General features: G+C 31.0%; 19 protein-coding genes. 8 read left to right on the forward strand and 11 right to left on the reverse strand.

Annotated features, from left to right (window positions below):
* Positions 1-30: 30 nt before the first annotated feature.
* The 4 genes from Q0V67_RS03770 (at position 31) to Q0V67_RS03785 (ending at position 7542) form a co-directional block, all read left to right on the forward strand.
* Positions 31-987 (forward strand): NADH:flavin oxidoreductase, encoded by a 957-nt coding sequence (locus Q0V67_RS03770; protein WP_297597193.1) that lies wholly within the window; start codon positions 31-33, stop codon positions 985-987.
* A gap of 84 nt (positions 988-1071) precedes the next feature.
* Positions 1072-3252: a TolC family protein gene (locus Q0V67_RS03775; RefSeq protein ID WP_297597195.1), complete on the forward strand. Its 2181-nt coding sequence runs from the start codon at positions 1072-1074 to the stop codon at positions 3250-3252.
* 10 nt (positions 3253-3262) lie between these two features.
* Complete coding sequence (locus Q0V67_RS03780) at positions 3263-4354, forward strand: efflux RND transporter periplasmic adaptor subunit (protein ID WP_297597196.1); 1092 nt, start codon at positions 3263-3265, stop codon at positions 4352-4354.
* Positions 4355-4356: 2 nt separating this feature from the next.
* Complete coding sequence (locus Q0V67_RS03785; protein ID WP_297597197.1) at positions 4357-7542, forward strand: efflux RND transporter permease subunit; 3186 nt, start codon at positions 4357-4359, stop codon at positions 7540-7542.
* 186 nt (positions 7543-7728) lie between these two features.
* Here the strand turns inward: Q0V67_RS03785 and gltS are convergent, their stop codons facing one another.
* The 11 genes from gltS to Q0V67_RS03840 form a co-directional block, all read right to left on the reverse strand.
* Positions 7729-8952 carry a sodium/glutamate symporter gene (gene gltS / locus Q0V67_RS03790; RefSeq protein ID WP_297597198.1) on the reverse strand — a complete coding sequence of 408 codons (1224 nt, stop codon included), beginning with the start codon at positions 8950-8952 and terminating at the stop codon, positions 7729-7731.
* A 152-nt stretch (positions 8953-9104) separates the two neighbouring features.
* Complete coding sequence (locus Q0V67_RS03795) at positions 9105-10784, reverse strand: FAD-binding protein (protein WP_297597199.1); 1680 nt, start codon at positions 10782-10784, stop codon at positions 9105-9107.
* Positions 10785-10859: 75 nt separating this feature from the next.
* Positions 10860-12128, reverse strand: a complete 1269-nt coding sequence (locus Q0V67_RS03800) for a 4Fe-4S dicluster-binding protein (protein WP_297597200.1) — start codon at positions 12126-12128, stop codon at positions 10860-10862.
* Between the two features lie 14 nt (positions 12129-12142).
* The gene (locus Q0V67_RS03805) at positions 12143-13006 is read right to left on the reverse strand and encodes a DMT family transporter (RefSeq protein ID WP_297597201.1); all 864 of its coding nucleotides are present in this window, start codon (positions 13004-13006) and stop codon (positions 12143-12145) included.
* 38 nt (positions 13007-13044) lie between these two features.
* Positions 13045-14376: an NAD(P)/FAD-dependent oxidoreductase gene (locus tag Q0V67_RS03810; protein ID WP_297597202.1), complete on the reverse strand. Its 1332-nt coding sequence runs from the start codon at positions 14374-14376 to the stop codon at positions 13045-13047.
* Positions 14377-14423: 47 nt separating this feature from the next.
* Positions 14424-14678, reverse strand: coding sequence for a cell division topological specificity factor MinE (gene minE, locus Q0V67_RS03815; RefSeq protein ID WP_297597204.1), 255 nt, complete (start codon positions 14676-14678; stop codon positions 14424-14426).
* Positions 14679-14690: 12 nt separating this feature from the next.
* Entirely contained in the window at positions 14691-15482 is a 792-nt protein-coding gene (gene minD / locus Q0V67_RS03820) for a septum site-determining protein MinD (RefSeq protein ID WP_297597205.1), read from the reverse strand.
* A gap of 16 nt (positions 15483-15498) precedes the next feature.
* A complete protein-coding gene (locus tag Q0V67_RS03825; protein ID WP_297597207.1) occupies positions 15499-16188 on the reverse strand; it encodes a septum site-determining protein MinC in 690 nt (229 codons plus the stop codon).
* Positions 16189-16340: 152 nt separating this feature from the next.
* Entirely contained in the window at positions 16341-17468 is a 1128-nt protein-coding gene (gene ugpC / locus Q0V67_RS03830; protein ID WP_297597209.1) for a sn-glycerol-3-phosphate ABC transporter ATP-binding protein UgpC, read from the reverse strand.
* A 94-nt stretch (positions 17469-17562) separates the two neighbouring features.
* Positions 17563-18570 (reverse strand): aldose epimerase family protein, encoded by a 1008-nt coding sequence (locus Q0V67_RS03835; protein ID WP_297597211.1) that lies wholly within the window; start codon positions 18568-18570, stop codon positions 17563-17565.
* A 2-nt stretch (positions 18571-18572) separates the two neighbouring features.
* Entirely contained in the window at positions 18573-19739 is a 1167-nt protein-coding gene (locus tag Q0V67_RS03840; RefSeq protein WP_297597212.1) for an ROK family transcriptional regulator, read from the reverse strand.
* A 180-nt stretch (positions 19740-19919) separates the two neighbouring features.
* Between Q0V67_RS03840 and Q0V67_RS03845 the strand changes: the two genes are divergently transcribed.
* The 4 genes from Q0V67_RS03845 to Q0V67_RS03860 are packed head-to-tail and all read left to right on the forward strand — an operon-like array spanning position 19920 to position 23742.
* Positions 19920-21095: a galactokinase gene (locus Q0V67_RS03845; RefSeq protein ID WP_297597270.1), complete on the forward strand. Its 1176-nt coding sequence runs from the start codon at positions 19920-19922 to the stop codon at positions 21093-21095.
* Positions 21095-22588: a UDP-glucose--hexose-1-phosphate uridylyltransferase gene (gene galT / locus Q0V67_RS03850; protein ID WP_297597214.1), complete on the forward strand. Its 1494-nt coding sequence runs from the start codon at positions 21095-21097 to the stop codon at positions 22586-22588. Before Q0V67_RS03845 ends, galT begins: the two co-directional genes overlap by 1 nt.
* Positions 22589-22621: 33 nt before the next feature.
* Positions 22622-22897: a GIY-YIG nuclease family protein gene (locus tag Q0V67_RS03855; protein ID WP_297597215.1), complete on the forward strand. Its 276-nt coding sequence runs from the start codon at positions 22622-22624 to the stop codon at positions 22895-22897.
* A 56-nt stretch (positions 22898-22953) separates the two neighbouring features.
* Positions 22954-23742, forward strand: coding sequence for a TSUP family transporter (locus Q0V67_RS03860; protein WP_297597217.1), 789 nt, complete (start codon positions 22954-22956; stop codon positions 23740-23742).
* Positions 23743-23775 lie beyond the last annotated feature (33 nt).

Genomic DNA, 23775 nt, shown 5'->3' on the forward strand with positions numbered 1-23775 from the left:
TATAGGTCTTTTAATTCCAGGAGTGTGTCTATGAACATCTTTGCACCAATAACAATTAAAAATATTACAATTAAAAATCGAATTGTTCTTCCTCCTATGGTTCGTTTTTCCATGATCAAAAAAGATGGACTTGTCACAAAAACTCTTTTAGATTGGTATGAATCCATTGCTTTTAATGGGGTTGGTATGATTATTGTCGAAGCTTGCTGTGTTTCTCCAAATGGCAAGCTTAGAGAAAATCAACTTGGAATTTGGAACGATTCTTTTATTCCAGGTCTCAAAGAATTAGCTTTTCGATGTAAAAAACACGGTTGTACTACATTAATTCAAATTCATCATGCTGGATTTTTAAATAATTTAAACAATATTTCTGAAAATAAAATTGATTCAATTCTTGATGATTTTATAGACGCTTTTTATCGTGCTAAACTCTGTGGATTTGATGGTATAGAAATACATGCTGCTCATGGTTATCTTCTCTCTCAATTGATGTCTAAACTTGAAAATAACCGAATAGATAAATATGGTGGTTCTTTAAAAAAAAGAATGTTTTTTATAACTCAACTTCTAATAAAAACTAAAAATATTTTTGATGGTAATTTTATTTTAAGTTGTCGAATAGGGGGAAATGAACCATCTTTAGAAGATGGTATTAATAATGCCAAATACTTAGAAAATTTAGGGGTAGATATAATACATGTTTCACACGGAATACCTGATCCAAATTTCAAAAGTCAGGCAAAAATATTTTTTCCTAAAGATTTTAATTTTGATTGGGTGATATATATGGGAATGGAAATAAAAAAATGTTTAAAAATTCCAGTTATAGGAGTTCGGAAAATAACTAATGAAAATCAAGCCAGTTATTTAGTCGAAAATAATTTACTTGATTTTGTTGCTGTTGGTAGAGCTATGATTGGAAAACCTCTATGGATAAAACAGGCATTAGCTAGTTACAATTTGCGAAAAAAAGATATCAGTTTTTAAGCTGATATCTTTTTTATATTTAAAGGATTTTTAAAAAAAAAATTGAATATTTCCTTATACAAATATTTTAAAGGGAGGGTTTTCATGAAAGAAATTTTAATACTATTATTTCTAGTTAATATTTCTGTTTTTTCTAAAGTTCTTGATGTTGGAGTTGTCTTAGAAAACAATTCAGCTTGTTCAAATAATGCTTTAAAAGTCCTACAAGATGAACTTAATAAAAATTTTAGTGGAACAGAATATTCACCTAAAATAACAGAAAAATTTTATTTAACTAATCACAATATACAGGAGGGAGTAAATAATTTAAATTCAAATAAAAAAATTGATGCTATTTTTATTTTAACATGTGCACCATTAGAAAATATAAAAAATGTTGATAAAAACAAATTTTATTCTATCCCATTTGGATTTGGAGAGAAAAAAGCAATTGCCCCATCTAATGTTAACTATATCTACAGTAAAATTAATTTAAATGATTTTATCTCTGTCTTTAGGGAGATTGATCAAGTCAACGAAGTCAATGTTTTAATCTCCAATATGGATTCTAATAATTTAAAAAAACTTGAACAAAATACTAAAATTGATGGTTTAAAAGTAAATGTTCTTAATTCAAGTGAAACAAATCTTATCAATAGTATTAATAACGGTATTCCCAGTTTTTTAATAGATTTTAATGCCAGTTTAAAACCTCTTGCTTATTCTGGATTAAACTTAGACAATGAGATGATGAAAAGACTCCGTGCAGCTTCTCTTAACTATATGTTTTTTAAAACAGGAAGAGGGATGGGGAAAATTATTGAGGTAGATGAACCTAGAAAAGATATCTATCTTAACTCTGCTATTGCTTCAAAAATTGGAATTTTCCCAAATCTAATTTTTTTACAAGAAATGTCAGAAATTAATTTGAAAAAGACTGAAAATCCTAAACTTTCTCTAAAAGGAGCTGTTCAAAGAGCACTTAATTCCAATGTAGATTTATTGCAAATTAAACAAAACATATTCACAAATTTTTACAGCACTAAAGTTGTAAACTCGCAACGATTACCCCAATTATCTGCTAATATGAACTATAGCGCTCTTGACAGTCGCTCACCAGCATTTGAACAGGGAGCTGCTACAAATAGTGTAAATTCATTTTTAAAATTATCTCAAGTTATTTTTAGCGACCAAATTAATGCCAGCGTATATATTGAAAAACTAGCACTCGATTCTAGTAGAAAACAATATGATCAAGAAAAATTAAATGTCATCTATTATGTGGCATCAACATATGTTAATATACTTCAACTACACGCTCAATTAAAAATACAAATGAGTAACTATAAACTTTTAAAAGAAACTTTAGATATCGCAAAAATCAACTATCGTGTGGGCTCTGGTGGATTACAAGACGTCTATCGATTGGAATCTGATGTAGCTAGTGCACTTGCTGATATTGCCAATGTGAAAGGTGAAATTCGTTCTCAAGAGCTGTATCTCAATAATCTTTTGAATTATCCTGAAGCAAATACATATACATACCAGACTTTGTCCGATATTGCTCCATTCTTTTTGCTGAGTGATAATCTAAGCAAAAATTTCTATCTAGAATCTGATAGATCTAAAAAAATACAAAACTTTCTAATCGAAGGAGCTCTTTCAAACTCTAATACGCTACAACAGTTAGACAACACTATCAAAGGAACAGAAAGACAATATACATCTTCAAAAAGAGAACGTTACATTCCAACTGTAGAAGCTTTTGGTAATTACAATAAAAACAATATAATTACACCTTGGGGTAAAAACTCTGATAATAAATTTCCAAATGAATATTGGGAAGCTGGGGTATCTGTCAGTTTACCTCTAATCAGTGGTGGTGAAATTTACTATAACAACAAAAAACTTGAAAGTGAACTTAAATCTTTAGAATATAATAAATTATCTTTAAAAAATCAACTAGCTCAACAAGTTTTGCAGACATACACACAACTTCTTACAAATTTTGTTCAAAGCTATACTACAAAAACATCCGCTGATGTTGCCCAAAAAAATTTAAATATTGTTAAAAATCTTTATGCAGAAGGGAGCATCACCATAACTGATTTCTTATCTGCTCAAAATAACACTTTAACACAAGAGCTGAAATATGTTATCGATAACTTTAATCTTATAAACTCTACTCTTCAGCTAGAGAACCTTTACGGTAAGTCATCTTTAACAATAGATGAATCTGAAAGAAAAAATATTTTAAATGCACTTCAGCGAGAGATTGAAAATTAGGAGGGGACATATGAAAAATAAATTTATTATTTTTACTAGTATTATTCTTTTACTTGCCTGTGGTAGATCTAAAAATGGCAATCAAGAAGAAGCACCAAAATCTGTCGTATTTGAGATTGTTCAACCCAGGCTTGATGTAATTAAAAGAACTTATTCAGGTAGTGTTAGTACGGAAGCGCTTTCAAACTTAAGTTTTAGAGTATCCGGTACAATAAATAACAGAATTGCACGTTTAGGAGATGTTGTTCATAAAGGAGATCTTCTTGCAACTTTAGATCCTATTGAATATCAAGTTAATTACCAAAAAGCTTTAGCTAATTTAGACCAAGGAAAAGCCTCTTTAACTGAAGCCAGTGCTAACTTTAAAAGAGCTGAAACACTCTATTTAGAGAACAGTATCTCTAAAGCTTCCTATGACAGCGCTACAGCTAGTTATAAATCGGCAATTTCTTCTGTCAATGCACTTCAAGAAGGGCTTAATCTCGCTAAAATCCAATTGGGATATACATTCCTAATTGCTCCTACTAATGGAAGTATTGGAGAAGTAAAAAGTGAAGTTAATCAAAGTATTACCCCAAATACCACTGTATTTGTTTTAAATACATCTGGAGAAAGGTTTGTTGAATTTAATGTTTCTCAATCAGTTGTTGGTGATTTAAAATTAGGAGATAATGTCGATATTGATATAACATCTCTCAATAAAACTAACGTAAAAGGTGTAATTACAAATATTGGTACTCTATCAGTTGGATATGGTAGCACATATCCTGTTAAGGCCAAAATTATCGACCCTTCAGATATTGTTAAAGTTGGGATGATGGCTAAAGTTACAATTAATTCCTATGCTGAAAAGGGAGAGATTATTTCGGTTCCACTGACTTCTGTTTTAACAGCACCTGATGGTTCTAAATATGTATTTGTAGTGACAGATATTCAAAATAACACTGGAATTATAACGAAAAAAATTGTTACTCTTGGATCAAATACAAAAGAAGGAGTTCAGATTACTTCTGGATTAACACGCGGAGAATATTTTGTGACTAAAGGGAGCAATACAGTCCTTGAAAATCAAAAGGTCTCTCTTGTAAAAGGGGCTGAATAACTATGAAATTAACGGAATTAGCAATTAAAAATAAAGTTACAACCTATCTCATAATTTTTCTATTGCTTGTTATGGGATATAGATCTTATAATAGCTCTGAAAAATCTCAGGATCCAGGCTTTACTATAAAAGTTGCTCTCATAACAACAAACTGGCCCGGTGCTACCGCAAAACAAATGGCTGATTTAGTTAGTAAACGTATTGCTGAACAAGTACAAAATATGGATTCTCTTTGGTATGTTAACTCGACAAATACCGATGGCCAATCTAATGTATATGTTAATATCAAAGCTGAGTATAAAGATATTCAGCCTGTTTGGCAAGAGTTAAGAGACAGAATAAATACTTTCGTGGTTCCCTCTCTTCCAAGCGGGATACAAACACCTCAAATAAATACTTTCTATGGAGATATCTATGGAACATTACTAGCTATTGGTGGAGACGATTACTCGTATGAAGAACTCTATCAAACTGCTGAACAGCTAAAAGAAATTTTGATTTTTAATGTTCCACAAATAGGAAGTATTGAAATTACGGGAGTTCAAAATGAAGCTATCTATCTTGATATTGACAATAAAGTCCTGTCTCAAACAGGGATTACTTTAGACAATATTCTTAACACACTTAATAGTTTAAATGTTATTATTAAGGGTGGAGATTTAGTCGTAAATCAAAATCGTTTAAAAATTACACCTTCTGGAAATTTTAAAAGTATTGATGATATCTCGAATACAATTATAACTAGTCCTGACGGGAAATCAAGCATATACCTTAAAGAGGTCGCTAATATTTATAAAGGCTATCAAGATCCCTCTCCATACTCTGTCGATTTCAACGGCAACCAATCTCTTGTATTGGGAATTTCTTTGGGTAGCGGTGAAGATGTTCTTTTAATGGGAAGAGGTATACAAGAAACTTTGAAAAAATTTAAACATGATATTCCTATTGGATTAGAAGTCGGTGAAATCTATTATTTACCTGATTTAGTTCAAACTAATGTAACTTCCTTTATCGTTAATCTTTTTCAAGCAGTTACTACTATTGTTTTAGTTATGCTTGTTTTTTTAGGTATTCGATCTGGATTAATTGTTGCTGCATTAACCCCAACTTCAATAGCTTTTGCACTTATAGGCTTATATTATATGGGTTATGGAATAAATCAAATTACTCTTGCCGGCCTTATAATAGCTTTAGGAATGCTTGTTGACAACGCTGTTGTTATGTCTGAAAATGTTATGGTTTTACTAGAGGAAGGACAAAGCCGAATGGATGCCTGCTTAGAATCATCTAGAACCTTAGCTATTCCTTTACTTGTAAGTTCTTTGACAACAATTATGGCATTTTCACCCATTATTTTAAATAAACAGAATATGGGTGAATACGTGGGGCCATTAACTATTGTTGTTATGCTTGCTCTACTTGGTTCATGGTTAATAAATCAAACTTTTATTCCTCTACTTTGTTATGATTTTATAAAAATAGATCCTGGGAAAAAACAAAACTTAAATAGTAAACCATACCTTGCTTATAGAAATATTCTTATAACTTTATTAAAAAATAAAAAAACGACACTTATACTAACTTCTTTATCTTTCGTATTTGGAATTTGGCTACTAACATTAGCACCTAGCAATTTTATGCCAGGTTCTACAGACCCTGTTATGTCAACATATATTACCCTTCCTAAGGGAACAGATGTGAATTTTACCCGAGAAGTTGTTCAAGATCTCAATAAATATATTGAAACCAATTATAGTACCGGCTCTCAAAGTCCTCTTCCACCTGGAATTTGGAATTATATAACTACTGGTGGTACATCTAAAACGTATAAAAAAGATGGTGTTTTAAGTTGGGGGTCTTTCATTGGGGGTGGAGCTCCTAGATTTTCAACAGGTTATTCTCCACAAAGCAATCTCCCAGAATATGCATATATTATGTATAACCTGACTGATTACAAACTTATCCCTAAAATTAGTGCCGATATAAACTCTTACCTCCTAAATAAATATCCTCAAATTGATGTTGTTTCAAAAGGTCTTGGAAGTGGAGTTTCACTAGCTAAAGATTTAGGATATGTATTTTCGTCAAGAGATATAAAAACTCTAAAAAAAATATCTGAGGAAGTTCGTAATAAATTGACTTCACTTGATGGTACATACGCTGTTACAGATACTTGGGGAGTTGAAGTTCCTAAAATATATATTGAAATTGATTCAGAGAAAGCCCAAATGGCTGGATTTTCAAATGAAACTATTGGAAGAGATTTACAATTTGTTCTACAAGGCTATAATGCCAGTATTTTTAGAAATTTTGAAGCTCCTCCTAAAAGTACTATTATTCCCATAGTTTTAAGAGGAACTGACAAATATAATAACGATATTAATTCAATTCAATCTATTGAATTAATAAATTCAAAAGGAGAAAATGTTCCTCTAAAACAAATTGCAAATATCTCTTTAGAATATAATGAAAGTCTAGTTTCTACCAGAAGTATGGCCTATTCTATCGAAGTAGATGCGGCTGTAGAATCAAGTACAACTCCACTTGAAGTAAATAAACTATTTATGCCTTGGCTTGAAGAGAAATTAAAGGAATGGGGTCCTGATGTAAAATATTTCTCATCAGGTATAATGCAAACTTCTGAACAAAACCAAGAAGCACTATTTCAACAAGTTCCTTTAGCTATTCTTGGAATGTTCTTTCTAGTTGTTGCACAGTTCAATTCCATAAGAAAAGGACTATGTATAATGCTTGTTATTCCTTTATCTATCCCTGGAGTTGCTATCGGTCTACTTCTAACTGGAACAGACTTAGGATTTATGGCTATGATTGGTATTATCTCCCTTGCTGGAGTCGTTCTTAATCACGCTATCATTCTGGTCGATAAGATGACAATAGAAAAGGAAGAATTGAATCGAACGGATCAGGATGCAATTGTATTTGGATGTCAGTCTAGACTTAGACCTATATTTTTAACCGTTGCTACAACTCTAGTTGGTCTACTTCCTCTATACTTCTTTGGAGGTCCTCTTTTCCAACCAGTAGCTGTTGTATTAATATTTGGACTTGTTACAGACACATTTCTTGCCCTTGGGGTAATCCCAGTAATCTATGCAGTATTTTTTAATACTAGCTTTAAAGATTACGAGTATGATGAAGCGGTTTTACTAGAACATAAAAGTATCTAAAAAATAGCAGAGTCGGTTGACTCTGCTATTTTTCAATCCTATTAATATTTTTGAGTTGTACTCTTTGATGCCCCCCCTGTTTCCATCTCTAAAGATGAACATGAAGTTACAGTTAAAAGCAAAGTTATAAATACTAATAATATTCCTAATTTTTTCAGAATAAGCCTCCTTTTTTCAGAAAATTTATTATTTAAACATATTTATTGCACCAATAATTATTGGCATTTGAAATATATCTATTAAAAAAGCTCCAGTCAGAGTCACTATTAAATACGGATTAACCGTATATCCGTGTCTTTCAGAAACCTCTCCCATATTTAGCATAGCATTGGTTGTAGCCCCTAATCCTGAACCACACATCCCCGAAACCATTACAGCCGCATCATAATCTTTCCCCATCACTTTAAATAAAACCTGACTTGTAAAAAAAGCCATAAATAAAACTTGGGCAAATAAAATTAAAAACATTGGTATGGCTAACGATGCTAACTCCCACAACCTTAAAGAGATTAAAGCCATAGACAAAAATATATTTAAAGATGTTATTCCTAGTATATCTATCAAACTTCTATTTATTTTAACAAAATTATATTTTACATTGAAATTATTAAAAACTATTGCAACAAACATAGCCCCAACATAGGACGGAAGAGCTAAATCAAATTTTGTTTTTAACAAAGATGAAAATGATGTTCCAACCATCATAATTACCGAAAGAATTGCAACATGCTTTAAAAGCTCATCTGCTGTTATATTTTGATGTGAAGAATTCTCTTCAAAATTTACATCATCTTTTCCTACTATATTTATTGCCTTTAAATTATTTTTTCTTATTAAATATAAAGCTAGAGGTGCTCCTAAAAGTCCTCCTGCTAACAGTCCAAATGTTGCAGAAGAAAGTGCCATAGTACTTGCACCCATAACACCTAATTGCTCGACTGTTTTTCCAAAAGCTCCTGCTGATCCATGCCCCCCACTCATAGAAACAGACCCTGCTAAAACTCCATATAAGGGGTGGATATTTGTTGCTTTAGCAATTCCCACCCCAATAACAGTTTGCATAAAAGTCATTATACCACTTAATAACCAAAATATTACTAAAAGTTTCCCACCTTTTTTTAATGCACTAATAGATGACCCTATTCCAATCGTTGTAAAAAATACTACCATGAAAGGATCTTGAAGAGTTGTATCATATTTTATACTCCCTATCCCTAACTCTCTAATAAATAGATGAACTACCGCAAAGAGTATTCCTCCTATAACTGGGGCAGGTATTCCAAATTTATTAAAAAATTTAAAATTATTCTTTATATATAATCCTATATATAAAGATACTAAGCCTATTGCTAATGTTCCAATCATATTAAAGTTAATTAAAAATCCAAAATTATCACTTGAAAAATTCATAAATCCCTCCCTTTTCTTTTATAAAAATTTTACTTAGTATTCTATGTACTTTATTTTTTTATAAAAGTCAATGGGCAAAGGTTAATACACTTTACAATTGAAATTTATCAAAAATAAAAAACCTATCTAAAAAATTCAGATAGGTTTTTTGTCTATTTCTTTATATATTTTACTGCATTTTCTCCAGCTATACGACCAAATATTACAGACGCACTATATGCAGCACTACTGTTGGTAACTTCTCCCGCTGCATATAACCCAGGAACAACATCTCCTTCAATATCTATAACTTCTGTTTTTTCATTAGCGGCTACTCCACCTCTTGTCATATGTACTGCTGATTCAACTTGAACCCCATAATAAGGTCCTTCCATTTTAAATTCTCTTTTAAATGGTTTATCTCTAAATTCATCTTTAATTTCTCCACGAACTGCATTATTAAAACTATCTCTAGTTTCAACTAATTCCTGCGAAGGAACTCCTAATTTTTTTGCTAACTCCTCGATTGTATCAGCTTTTATATGATATCCTTTTGCCACATGTTTCTGTAAACGGTAACTAGAATTGTATAAATTTTGATCATATATATAAAAAGCTTTCCCTTCCGGTTGAGCTAAAATTGTATTTGCGGCTTCAAATCTCTTATTTTTAGATATACTCTCGCTCATAAATCTTTTTCCTGTTGAGTTTACAAGCATAAACCCATCTCCACCACCTGTTAAATCTCTGGTAGATCTAATTATAAATGGAAATAAATTTAACTCCTCTAGATTTTCTAATTTTATATTATTTTTTTCAAATACAGGGATAAAATCACCCGTTGCTCCTAACTGATTTGATGTTTGAAATTTTTCTGTTCCTGGTGAATATTTTGCAAGTAATTCTTTATTTGAAGAAAATCCTCCAGTTGCAACTATAATTGCCTTTGAATGGATATCATAAAAAGTATTTCCATTTTGAACCTTTACCCCTGTAATCGCTCCATCTTTAACGATTAAGTCTGTTCCTTTTGTTCCTGTTCTAACATCAATTCCTAAACTTTTTACTTTTGCTTCCATTCCATTTTGAACTTCTTCTCCCGCATAGGCATCTTTTTCAGCCATATGTCCTCTTTTACCATAGTAATGGTTAAGTTTTATTCCCATATCTCTTAACCAAGAATCAAGTTTTATAGCTCCTTCAGCTTGAGCTCTTGTTCTTTCTAGCGTATCCATCGGATTTGTATTATCTTTTATTAACTTTTCAACAGAATCTTCTACACCGGCTTTTTTTTCTGCTTCAGAATTTATCAGATCATAAAAGTTCATATCATACTTTCCATTTCCACTTAAAATATCTAACTTCTCAATTAAAATTATATTATTTAAACCATTCTCTTTTGCAGTAATTGCAGCAGCTAATCCAGCTGGTCCTCCTCCCACAATAACTAAATCTGTCATTATAGGTTCTAAGTTAGTCACAGGCTTTTCTGGTCCTTTAGTCCTTATTGTAATTCTTCCAAAATCTTTACCACCTTCTTTTAACGCTGCAGCTATAGCTCTTTTAATTCCTAGTGACGTGTATGTTGCTCCTGAAACATTATCAACAATTGGTGATTGTTCCTTCAATATTCGCTCTTTCAAAATTGGAAAAGCTCTTGAAATTATGTGAGATGTTTCATTATCTTCAACTAACTCTAACTCTTTTATTTTGTCATTTTCTGTTATTACATTTACTTTCACTTCTCCAGAAAATCCATTTCCTTTTCCGATTATTGATTTTTCTTTTGCTCCACAAGCTAGCATAATTAAGCTCGTTAAAACTATTGTTAGTACATTTCTTTTGTTTTTCATTATGACCTCTTCTCTTTTTATTGAATTATTATTCAACAATTATAATATCACATAATGAATTTTTTATCAATATTTTCAACTGTTTTTCAGTAATTTTTCTAAATAAATTGACCTGATTTGCTCACTTGCCATTATTTTTTGAACAGATGATAGTTTTAAAATTGTACCTAATATTGCAGCCATAGCTCTATGGCTATAGAGAGCTTTATTATCAAAAATTAAATCTTGTAACATCCCTTTTTCTATTGCCATAAGAACAGATCTATGGACAGAGTTTATAGGAGTAATAATTTTATTTTCTCTGGGCATCAATAATATACAATTCTTAGGGCATATTCTCCCACAAACTCCACATCCTAAGCATAGTTCTTCTTGAATAACTACAACTCCATTTTCTTTTTTTATTGCATTTACTGGACAAGTTTTAAAACATTTCCCACAATTTATACATGTTTCATAATTTATTTTAGGTATAAAACTTGTTGTTTCAACAGGGTGAAGTACTCCAAATTTTTTAGCAGCCACAAGTGCTTCACAGCAACATCCACAGCAGTTACATATAAATGTGACTCCTTCTCTAACATTCTCTCCACATTGAACTAAATTGCTTTCATATGCTTGTTGAAGCAAATCTATTCCCTCTATTTTATCAACTCTTCTTGCATAACCGTTGTTTATTAAGGAGTTAGCTACATTTCCAAATGTCATACAAATATCCATAGGTGCATCACATGCTTTTCCTACATGCTGCATTTTATGTCTACAATAGCACATACTTACTCCCATATGTTCAGAACTCCCGATGATATGTGAAGCTCTTTCATAATCCAAAATTTGTACTAGATTTTCCAACTCTTTTGAATCTTCAGATTTTTTTAAAGCATCCTCATTTACAAAAACTCTTCCCAACTTTGTTTCAGTACTATAAAAAAGATCTTTTATAAAATCTTCCTCCACATTCATATACTGATAGAGTAATTCTCCCAAAAGATGCTGGTCTATGTCTCCTCTAGTTCTCATCATTGAAAACTCTATAAATCCTGCCATAGGTGGGGGCAATATATATGTTTGAACACCTTTTTGAACAATATCTAAAATTATAGCTTTAGAGGCCAATCCATCCAAAATATTTTTAGCATCTTTTTCCGATATTTTCCATATTGTGGCTGCTTTTTTTAAAGTGAATGGTTTTATTGGAAGTTGAGCTACAAGAGATGCTTCTTTCTCTGAAAAAAGAATCTCTAAGATTTGGTATAAAACTTTTGATGGTGGTGCTCCTTGAGGGAATCTGTTTAATCTCTCCTCCAAACTTTTATATGCGGATTTTCCTACTATATGACTCATATCTGCCTCCTATTTCAACTTTTTCGTAACTCTGTTAAAATTATTGATAGAAATATTAAAAGACCACCTATAACAAGCTGGAGATTTAACTTATCTCCCAGTATAAGAACTGAAAAAATAGCACCAAATATTATCTCAGTTGTAAGTATAAGAGATACTTTAGATGGTTCTATATCTTTTTGAGCAAATGTCTGAATAGAATAGCAAATAAATGTATTAAAAGTTATTATATAAATAAGTGCTATCATCTGCTTTAAATCATAATCCCTTGTCAAAATTGTGGTATTTTCAAAAAGTATATTCGCAACAATTGAAACTATTCCTGCTGATAACATCTGGAATGTATTTATTGCAAACGGATTTCTTCCTTTAATTTTACTCCCTATTGCAGATATCTGAAGAGCAAAACATATCGCACATAAAAATGTTAGAAAATCCCCAAAATTAATTGCTAAATTATTCTCAAAAGATAAAACTCCTATTCCTAAAAAACAGATTACAGAGGATACATAATAGATTAACTTAGGTTTTTGTTTAGTCAGTATCCATGTTATATATGGAACAAATATAACATTTGCTCCAGTTATAAATGCATTTTTAGAAGATGTTGTATAAACCAATCCTATCGTTTGAAAACTAAAAGCAGCAAAAAGTATAATTCCTGCGACTCCTCCAATTATAAGCTCATCTTTTTTCACCTTTATTTTTTTTATTTTCATAATTACTACCATTATTAAAGCTGTTATAAAAAATCTAATTGCTAAAAATTCAAAAGGTTTTATTCCACTTTCTAAAATTATTTTTGTTGCTGGAAACCCACTCCCCCATATCATAGCCACCAACAGTAATAATAACTTACTCGAATTTTCTTTTTTCATTTCTTCCCCCCAAAAATCTAACTATCATATCTTGTGCTTTATAGTTTAAATGATATTATTTCTTTCAAATAATCTCCATAAGCTTTTTTCGCAAGTTTTCTTACTGAATCTCCATATGTTGGATACGCTTGTACTGAATTTACCATTTTATAAAATTTTAAATTTTGACTTTTTAAAAGTTGAAGTAAATTTATTATTTCACCTGCTCTTTCACCAATACAACTGGCTCCCAAGATATTAAATTTACTATCACAAATTACTTTTAACTTAAATTGATTTTCAAGAGACACAATACTTCTATCATTTTCACTTTCTAAAAGAGTGTAAACTCTAATTCTTAAATTTTTACTCCTCGCCTCCTCTTCACTCATCCCAACTCTTGAAAATTCCGGATTGCTAAAGATAGCCCAAGATATATTTTCATACTCAGCTTTTTTCTTTATATATGGAAAAATTATATTTCTTATTACTATCTCACCATGGTATCCTGCAATATGAGAAAACCTATACGGTCCTACAACATCTCCAACTGCATATACCTCTTTTACTGTTGTCTGAAGATATTTGTTCACAAAAATTCCTTTTTTATCAAATTTAATTCCAATTTTTTCTAAATCCAGCTCTTCTAAATTAGCTGCTCTTCCAACTGATAAAAATAATTTTTCTGTTTCAAATTCTCTCTCAGCACATTTTACGACAGTCTTCTCTCCATGTTTTTCAATCTTTATCTCACCACAATCCAATATTAATTTTATTCCCTCTTGGGATAACTTCTCCTTATAAAAATCTCCTACTTCAATATCCTCCATCGGAAGAAATCTTTTTCCAAGTTCCAATATAGTTACATCTATACCAAATTTTTTCAAAGCAAACGATAACTCTAAAGATATCACTCCACCACCAATCATCACAATACTTTTAAAGTTATCTGTCTCTTTAAAAAAGTTTTCATTTGTCAGAAATTCTACTTTTTCCAATCCGCTTATTTTAGGTATGTACGGTCTGCTCCCTGTGGCTATAACTATATTTTTCCCACTATATATTTCCCCATTAACCTTCACCTCGGTTTTAGATATAAAAACAGCTTTTCCTTTTACAAAATCAATCCCTTTTTTCATGATCACATCTGAATTTTCTGCTCTGGCTATCTCAAATATTTTTTCCCTTACTTTTTCTAAAGCAACTTTTAGATCTATCCCTGTTTTTGAATATGAAATAAAACTTTTAGAAGGTATGCAACCATTCCAAGTACACTCTCCACCTGGCTCATCTCTTTCAATTATCAGTATTTTTTTTCCAGCTGTTTTTAATCCAAAAGATACTGTTAATCCAGCCGCACCACTTCCAATTACAATACAATCATAAATCATAACTCACCTCTTTTATAGATATTAAAAAAAAATAGTACTTAAAAGTACTATTTTTTTATTCTTATCGGTATATTTGCAATTAACGCTGTTTCTCTTCCTACTTCTGACTCTTGAGAAACCTCTATATTCAAAGCTTCTCTGTCAATATCCACATATTTTGAAATCACTGCAATAAGTTCATCTTTCAACATTTCAAGTACCTTAGGAGACAACATAGCTCTATCATGAATTAAAACTAATTTTAATCGATCCTTAGCCACTGAGCTAGACTTCTCTTTGTTAAAGAAATTTAAAATTCCCATCTTTCTCCCTCCTTACTTTTTAAATATTTCTTTTATTTTATGGAAAAAACTAACTTTAGGATCTAAATCTAAAAATTCAACAGTCTGCCCTAAAGTTCTTGTCGCTATATTTGTATAAGCTTTTGCTGCTAAAGAATCTCCTCTGTATACCAAAGGTTCTCCTTTATTTGTAGATATAACTATATTTTCATCATCTGGTACTATTCCAATAGGCTTTATTCCTAAAATATCTGTGACATCCTGCACACTAAGCATATTTCCATCTCTAACCATATCTACTCTCAAACGATTTACAATCAGTTTTGGATTTCTTATTTCATTTGCCTCTAGTAATCCAATAATACGATCTGCATCTCTAACAGCTGAAATTTCAGGTGTTGTCACTACATAAGCTTCCTCTGCTGCTGCGATAGCATTTTTAAAACCTTGCTCTATTCCTGCAGGACAATCAACTAAAATATAGTCAAACTCCTCTTTTAAAGACTCTATTAACTCTTTCATTTGTTCAGGTGTTACTGCATTTTTATCTTTTGACTGAGCAGCTGGCAAAAGATGTAAATTCTCATTTCTTTTATCCTTAATGATTGCTTGTCTTGGTTTACAGTTCCCCTCTATAATATCTATCAAATCATATACTATTCTATTCTCTAATCCCATCACAACATCTAAATTTCTTAATCCAATATCTGTATCAATTAAAAGCGTCTTCTGATTTTGCATAGCTAAAGCTGCACCTAAATTAGCACTACTTGTTGTCTTTCCTACTCCGCCTTTTCCTGAAGTAATTACTATAACTTTTCCCATAATTCCTCCCTTTTCCTTATATTTTTACCATGTAATCTAAAGTAGTCTTGTTAAATTTTTCTATAAATATATTCCCATCTTTTAAAAATGCAATTTCAAAATCAGTTGTTTTCTTTACTTTATTTGCATCTAATATATTTGAACTCGGATTTTTAGCTATTATCTGTCCTATTTTTATTTGAATTGGATTTAATGAAAAAGCTCCTACAAATGCCTCTGTTCCCTCATCCTCTCCAGCATAAACAGTCCCATTTAGATAACCCAAAACAAGCACATTCCCTTTTGATTTTATGACAGCCCCTGGATTTACATCTCCTAAAACAACAACATTTCCATCAAATTCAAGATTGTGCCCAGAACGAAGAGTCCCTTTATAAAATTTTGTCGCCCCTTCATCTGTAACATCTTTTATTGAATTAAAAAGTAACTTTGTTGTAGGCAATTCAGAAAAAATTGATTTTTCGGAAAAAATAAATGCTATCTCTATGCTAGTCTCTTTATTTATTATATTTATTAAAATATTTTCTTCTACTTCAGTTAATTTTCTATTAGTAAATTCTATAGCTATTTTCGCACTCCCTATAAATGATTCTGCCTGTTTAATCTTTTCAGAAAACTTATCTTTTAAAGATCCAAAATCAATATTGCTGTCTAATTGTACAATTAATCTGTCTTTTTTTCCTTTTAAAATTACACAGTCATTCATACCTTTTCTCTCCTAACTATCCTTTTTTACACAATTACTGAATTATATCATTTTCCTGTTCAAACTTCAATCACTTTATCAACATTTGGTTTTCGTAATTAAACAAAGAGAGACTTTTTTTCAAAGTCTCTCTTTAATTTGTTTTTTACATATTAAATTGTAATGTTTTTTTCAGTTTTAATATCAAATATATGACATTTATTCATATCAAAATAAAAATATTCGTTTTGATTAAAATTAGCTCCCGTCGATTTCTCTACAGGTATTCTTGATGTATATTGTGTATCGCCAATCATAAAATAGATGAACTCTTCATTTCCCATCTGTTCTACTATATTTATCTTTCCTGAGATATATTTTTCACTCTCATTTAACTCCATATTTTTATTTCCAATATTTTCTGGTCTTATACCAAACCATACGTCTTTTCCAACTTGCTCTTGGACCTTATCCGCTTTCTCTTTTGGTAGTTTTATTCTATCTTTATTTGATAATTCTACGTAAATAGAATCATTTTCTCCAATAAGTTTTGCCTTTACAATATTCATTGCCGGAGAGCCTATAAACCCAGCTACAAATTTATTTGAGGGCTTATTATAAAGATTTAATGGTGTATCCACTTGCATAATTTTACCATAATTCAACACACAGATTCTATCTCCCATAGTCATGGCCTCAACCTGATCATGAGTTACGTAAATCATAGTTGCATTTTGCCCCTCTTCTTTCAATTGCTTATGAAGCTGTGTAATTCTCACCCTCATGGAAACTCTCAGTTTTGCATCTAAATTTGATAGTGGTTCATCAAATAAAAATACATCCGGTTTTCTAACAATTGCTCTTCCTACAGCGACCCTCTGCCTTTGCCCACCTGACATCTCTTTAGGTTTTCTATCCAATAAATCTGTTATCTCCAATTTATCAGCAGCTTCTCTAACTCTTTTATCAATCTCTCCCTTTGGAACTTTAGCCATTTTTAATCCAAAGGCCATATTATCATAAACTGTCATATGAGGATATAGCGCATAGTTTTGAAACACCATTGCAATCCCTCTATCTTTTGGAGGTAAATCATTAACGAGCTTATCTCCTATAAAAACTTCTCCACCTGTAATCTCTTCTAATCCAGCTACCATTCTAAGTGTTGTTGATTTTGCACATCCTGATGGTCCAACAAAAACCATAAACTCTCCATCTTTAATCTCAAGATCAATTCCGTGAACTGCTTTAAATCCATTAGGATAACTTTTTTCAACATTTTTTAATATTACTTCTGCCATATTAATAATTCCTCCTTTTATATTTACTAAATATGAGGATATTATACACTCTTTTTATTTTTTTTCAAGTTTTTTGATTATTTTTAAAACTTTTTTATAGTATATCGAACAAAAACTCTGTATTTTGTTGATATGGTTTGCTTTTATTATAGATTTTTATTTTTGTAGGCATAAAATTTTGAATATCTGGATAATCTTGCATTTCAAAACATATCCCATTATATTTTTCCTCTAAAAAATTCCCCGTATATATTACTGCTACAGGCTGATCACTTTTTACAAATAAAACTCTACCACTCTTTTCATCTTTTAGAGAAACGTCATAGTTGTCTAATTTAGATAAAATAAAGGGGTGATCAATCCCGCCACCTACTATCTCCACTTGTGAGTGTTTAGATTTTACTATATCATTTAACTTTGAATATTTAGACATTTTTACAAATAAATCCTCTTTCTCCACAGATACTGGGAGTGTTTCATTATCAACTTTTCCATATCCTATTCCATTTATTAAAACCTCTTGAAATAGTATTTTTTCTTTAGCATTTCCAGAAAGATTAAAATAAGCATGATTTGTTAAATTTAAATACGTCTCTCTATCTGGATACCCTACATATTCAATCACCAATTTATTTTTTTGAATTCTGTAGATCACTTTAAATTCAACATTCCCAGGAAAACCCTCCTCCAAATGAGGACTGAAAGTTTCCAATGTTAAAATACCCTCATTGTCTACAACTTCTCCACATGCCCTCCAATTCCTATTATGAATTGTATTTTCTCCACCGTGAAGATTATTTTTTCCATTATTTTTAGAAAGGGGATATTTCTTTTCGTTTATTTCTAGTACTGCATCTTTTGTTCTTCCAGCAACTCTTCCAGTTATACAAGCATGATGGCACAAATCATTTTCATATTCTCTGAAACTTTCATAACCTAGAACAACATTTTCAAATATCCCGTATCTATCTGGTACCTTTAAACTTTTTATAATCCCACCATATGATAATATCTCAACGTCTATATATTCATTTAAAAAGTTATACAAAAGAACGTCTTCTCCATCAGATGTTTTCCCAAATATTGATATTTTCAACTCCATACCTATCTCCTCCAAATATTTTTTCTAAAAATATTATGTATTACAACAGCTAAAGGATTGTATATGTGTATCTCTTCCAATAGCTTTGATACAACAAGCTCATATTTTTGTTCCTCTAAAGTCACTTTTTGTAACTCTAATTTTAAAGTGTTCAACAGGTACTTTTCATTAAACAACTCTCCAAATAAAATTATTTTTTCTGGATTTAGTATGGAAATAATCATATCTATACTATGAGCTATTATCACTATAGCCTCTGTTGCTACTTTTGTGCTCAGAAAGTCTCTTTTATTTACCGCTTCAACAATATCATTTATATTAATTTCGCCATTCTGTTTTAACCGTTCTTTCAAACTGCTATAATTATTTAGTTTAATCATTGAAAATATCTTATTTATTATCGCTTTGTTTGATGCTTCTGCTTCTAAACATCCTCTTTTCCCACAAGAACATTTTCTTAAACTAGATCTATCCATAACTACATGCCCTATTTCTCCAGACATAAAACCATAGCCTGCTAATAAATCTTCACCTACGAAAATCGAGCTTCCTATCCCCTCAGAAACATTCAAAACCACAAAATTATTAGATTCTTTCGAGGTGTTAAAATACCTCTCGCTCAACGCCATAGCTCGTACATCATTTTCTATCAATATCGGAATTTCAAACTCTTTCCCAAGTAACTCTTTTATATTAACTTTCTTCCAATTATAGTGAGGAGAAAAGATCAATACTCCATTGTCTGAATTGATCAACCCTGTCAGCACTAAAGATATGACTTTTATTTTTTGTTCTGCAAGTAACTCTTCTCGTATAATTTTTTTTAAAAATTTAACTAAATCATCTGAATCTAAAATTTCATAACTTTTACTCTTATAAATATTCCCCGATATATCACCAACAGAGATAATTAAGGCTGTAGGTGTTAACGATATACCCAAAACCGCTCCTAGCCACTCTCTATTCAAAATTAATTCTATCGGTTTTCTTCCCCCAGTAGATTCCCCCTCCGAATCTTCTAAAACAACTCCTAATTTCAAAAGTGGATTAATAGATTTTGTTATAGCAGCGGGAGTTAATCTTAACTCTTCAGCTATTTTCTTCCTAGATATTCTCTTTTTATTTTTTATCATCTCTAAAATTCTCAATTGAGAATGAGTAAAATCCATATATTCCCCCCCAACCTTTTGTTTTTATAATACCCTTTATATTTTTTTTAGTCAATGTCTATCGCACATACTTTTTTTACTTTTTTAAATAAGTTTATATTAAAAATCAATTTCATTCTTCTAATATAACCTCTTTTGAAGTATACTCAAATAAAAATGATTGGAGAGTGAGTTATGAAAATTATAGATACTTTAGTGGAGAGGTTTAAAAAAGAGTTTGATACAAATGATTCGGTAGAAGTTTTTTTTGCACCTGGAAGAGTCAATCTAATTGGTGAGCATATCGATTATAATGGTGGAAAAGTTTTTCCATGTGCTTTAGATTTTGGAACTTATGCCGTGGTTAAGAAAAGAAAAGATAAAACATTTAGAATGTTTTCTGAAAATTTCAAAAGTTTAGGTATTGTTGAATTTTCTCTTTCTGACTTATGCTACAAACTGTCTGATGATTGGGCAAACTACCCAAAAGGAGTTATAAAGACATTTCTAGATTCTAATTTCAATATAGATTTTGGGTTCGACATCTTATTTTTTGGAAATATTCCTAACGGTGCTGGACTTTCTTCATCCGCATCAATAGAAGTTCTAACTGCTGTTGTTTTAAAACATCTTTTTAATTTGGATATTTCCATGGTAGAGATGGTTAAATTAAGTCAAAAAGCTGAAAATGAGTTCATCGGAGTTAATTGCGGTATTATGGATCAATTTTCTATTGGAATGGGGAAAAAAAATCATGCTATTCTTTTGGATTGTAATACTTTAGATTATTCATATGCCCCTTTTATACTTAAAGATTCTTCCATAATAATTGCTAATACAAATAAAAGAAGAGGATTGGGAGATTCAAAATACAACGAAAGAAGATCTTCTTGTGAGGAGGCATTAAGTGACCTAAGAAATAATGGGGTTAAAATTACATCTCTTTGTGATATGGACAACACTTCTTTTGAGAAATATAAACATTTTATAAAATCTGAAGAAGCTCAAATTAGAGCACAACATGCTGTTACTGAAAACTACAGAGTCTCAGAAGCTATGAAAAGTTTAAAGAATGGAGATCTTGAAAATTTCGGTTCACTTATGAATCAGTCACATATCTCTTTAAGAGATAATTATGAAGTTACAGGTTGGGAATTAGATAGCTTAGTTCAAGCTGCATGGGAGGAAGATGGGGTTATAGGATCAAGAATGACTGGAGCTGGTTTTGGTGGATGTACAGTTTCCCTTGTAAAAAACAATTGTATAGATAATTTTGTTCAGAATGTTGGAGATAAGTATAAAGAAAAAACGGGTTTAGAAGCCACATTCTACATCGGTAATCCTGGAGATGGAGCTAGAAAGTTAGGTGATTTTTAATGTCTATCTTTTCTCTCATACAAGAAGTTCTCAACTATGGAATAGATAAAAAATTTATAGACAAAGAGGATGAAATTTACTCTAGAAACTTAATTTTAGATTGTCTTAACTTAGATGAATGGAAAGATGAAAATATTAAAGCAAATGATAACAATATCGAAGATCTATTAATCGCTATCTGTCAATGGGCAGTTAGAAATAAGTTCATAAACAATTCCCTTGTAGAAATGGAACTTTTAGATACAAAAATTATGAACTGTATATCTCCACGACCGAGTGAAGTTATAAAAAATTTTTATACTGATTTTAAAAACTCCCCTGAACTAGCCACAAAAAATTATTATAATTTTTCAAAAAATACTAATTATATCCGGGCTAAAAGAATTGAAAAAAACTTACATTGGCTTTCGCCAACACAATATGGAGATCTTGAAATAACTATCAACTTAGCTAAGCCTGAAAAAGATCCCAAAGATATTGAGCGTGAAAAAAATATGCCTAAATCTTCTTATCCAAACTGTCTTCTCTGCATAGATAATGTTGGCTATAGAGGTCGACTAAATCATCCAGCTAGACAAACGCACAGAGTTATCCCCATGACATTAAAAAATGAAAACTGGTATTTCCAGTTCTCACCATATGTTTACTACAATGAGCATTCTATAATATTTTGTGAAGAACACAGACCAATGAAAATGAGCAAAAATACTTTTGATAGACTTTTAGAGTTTGTTGATAGTTTCCCGCATTACTGTATTGGTTCGAATGCAGATTTGCCTATTGTAGGAGGCTCTATTCTATCCCATGATCATTATCAAGCTGGCAATCATATTTTTCCGATGGAAAAAGCCTCGATAGAAAAATCTTTCAAGATAAAAAAGTTTAATAATGTGGATGCTGAAATTGTTAATTGGCCAATGTCAGTGATTAGATTAACTTCTAAAGATAAAGAAGAGCTTTCCAAAGCCACTGAATATGTTTTTAAAAAATGGCAAACATATAGCGATCTTTCTTGTGATATTTTAGCTTTTACTGATAATATTCCTCACAATACAGTAACTCCTATCGCCAGAAAAGTTGATAATAGTTTTCAAATCGATTTAGCTCTTAGAAACAATAGATGTTCAGACGAGCATCCTATGGGTATTTTTCATCCTCACTCAGATGTTCATAATATCAAAAAAGAAAATATTGGACTTATTGAAGTTATGGGATTAGCTATTTTACCTGGTAGATTACAAGATGAAATGAAGTCTCTTGAAATATATTTAAACGATAAAGAATGGGATATAAAATTAAAAAATGATCCTATTCTCTCCAAGCACCACAATTGGGCTAAAAACATTATGAAAAATAACTCTACTCCTATCGATTCCTCAATTTTAAAAGAAGAGATTGGAAAAGTTTTTTTAACCGTTCTAGAGCATGCGGGTGTTTTTAAAAGAGATGTTTTTGGAAAAAAAGCTTTCACTAAATTTATAGATATACTATAATGGTAAGATATTTATAAAAAGGTGGGGCAATTTATGGAAAAAGTAAAAAAAAAGTGGTTCGTATATATTTTAAGATGTGAGGACAACAGCCTCTATACAGGTATAACAACAGATCTAACAAAACGATTTGAGGCCCATATTTCTGGAAGAGGAGCTAAATATACGCGGGCAAAAAAACCGATACGGATAGAATTTTTTTCTACTTTTGATTCTAAATCTTTAGCTTTAAAAGAGGAGATTCGGATAAAAAAACTAACAAAAATAAAAAAAGAATTGTTATGTCAAAGTTATCAACTTTCCCCATTTTAAAATTGATAAAAAAAACAAATAATGATATACTTTAACAAAATAATTAGGGGGACTTTATGATAGAAACGTTTTTTTCTCAAATTAGTTTAATTAATTTTTTATTTTTAGCATCCGCATGTTTTTGCGCTGCTTTTGTTGACGCTATTGCTGGTGGTGGGGGGTTAATAAGTTTGCCTGCTTTTCTGGCAGCTGGTCTAGACCCTCATGTAGCTCTTGGTACAAATAAACTTGCTGCTTCTTTTTCAACTGTTGGAAGCGCCTTGAAATTTGCTCGTTCAGGCAAAGTAAATTGGAATTTGATTGTATATTTCATTCCCTTTTCTTTCTTAGGTGCTATTTTAGGAGTAAAATCTGTCATGCTTATTGATTCTAAATATCTTTATCCTTTGGCATTTAGTCTTTTAGTGTTTGTCTTACTTTATACTTTAAAAAACAAAAATTTAGGAGATAAAAGTGAATTTAATGGAACAAATCCTAAAACTTTAAAGCTTGGGATGGTCATGGCTTTACTTCTTGGATTTTATGATGGATTTTTTGGTCCTGGAACTGGCTCATTTATAATATTTGCTTTCATTAAAATTTTTAAACTAGACTTTATCCAAGCCAGTGGAAACTCTAAATTTTTAAATCTAGCCAGTAATATCGCCAGTGTTATAACTTTTATATATTTTGGAAAAATTGCATATATGTACTCCTTAACAATTGGATTGGTTATGCTAATCGGAGCTACAACAGGGGCCAAAGTTGCAGTGTCAAAAGGCACTAAATTTATCAGACCTGTATTTTTGGTTGTAACAACTATAGTCACTGCTAAAATGGCTTTAACATTTTTACAACAATTCTAATTTACTAGATAAAAAAAAGTCGGAAACTTCCGA

The organism is uncultured Cetobacterium sp. (assembly GCF_947072685.1).
Taxonomy (GTDB): Bacteria; Fusobacteriota; Fusobacteriia; order Fusobacteriales; family Fusobacteriaceae; genus Cetobacterium_A.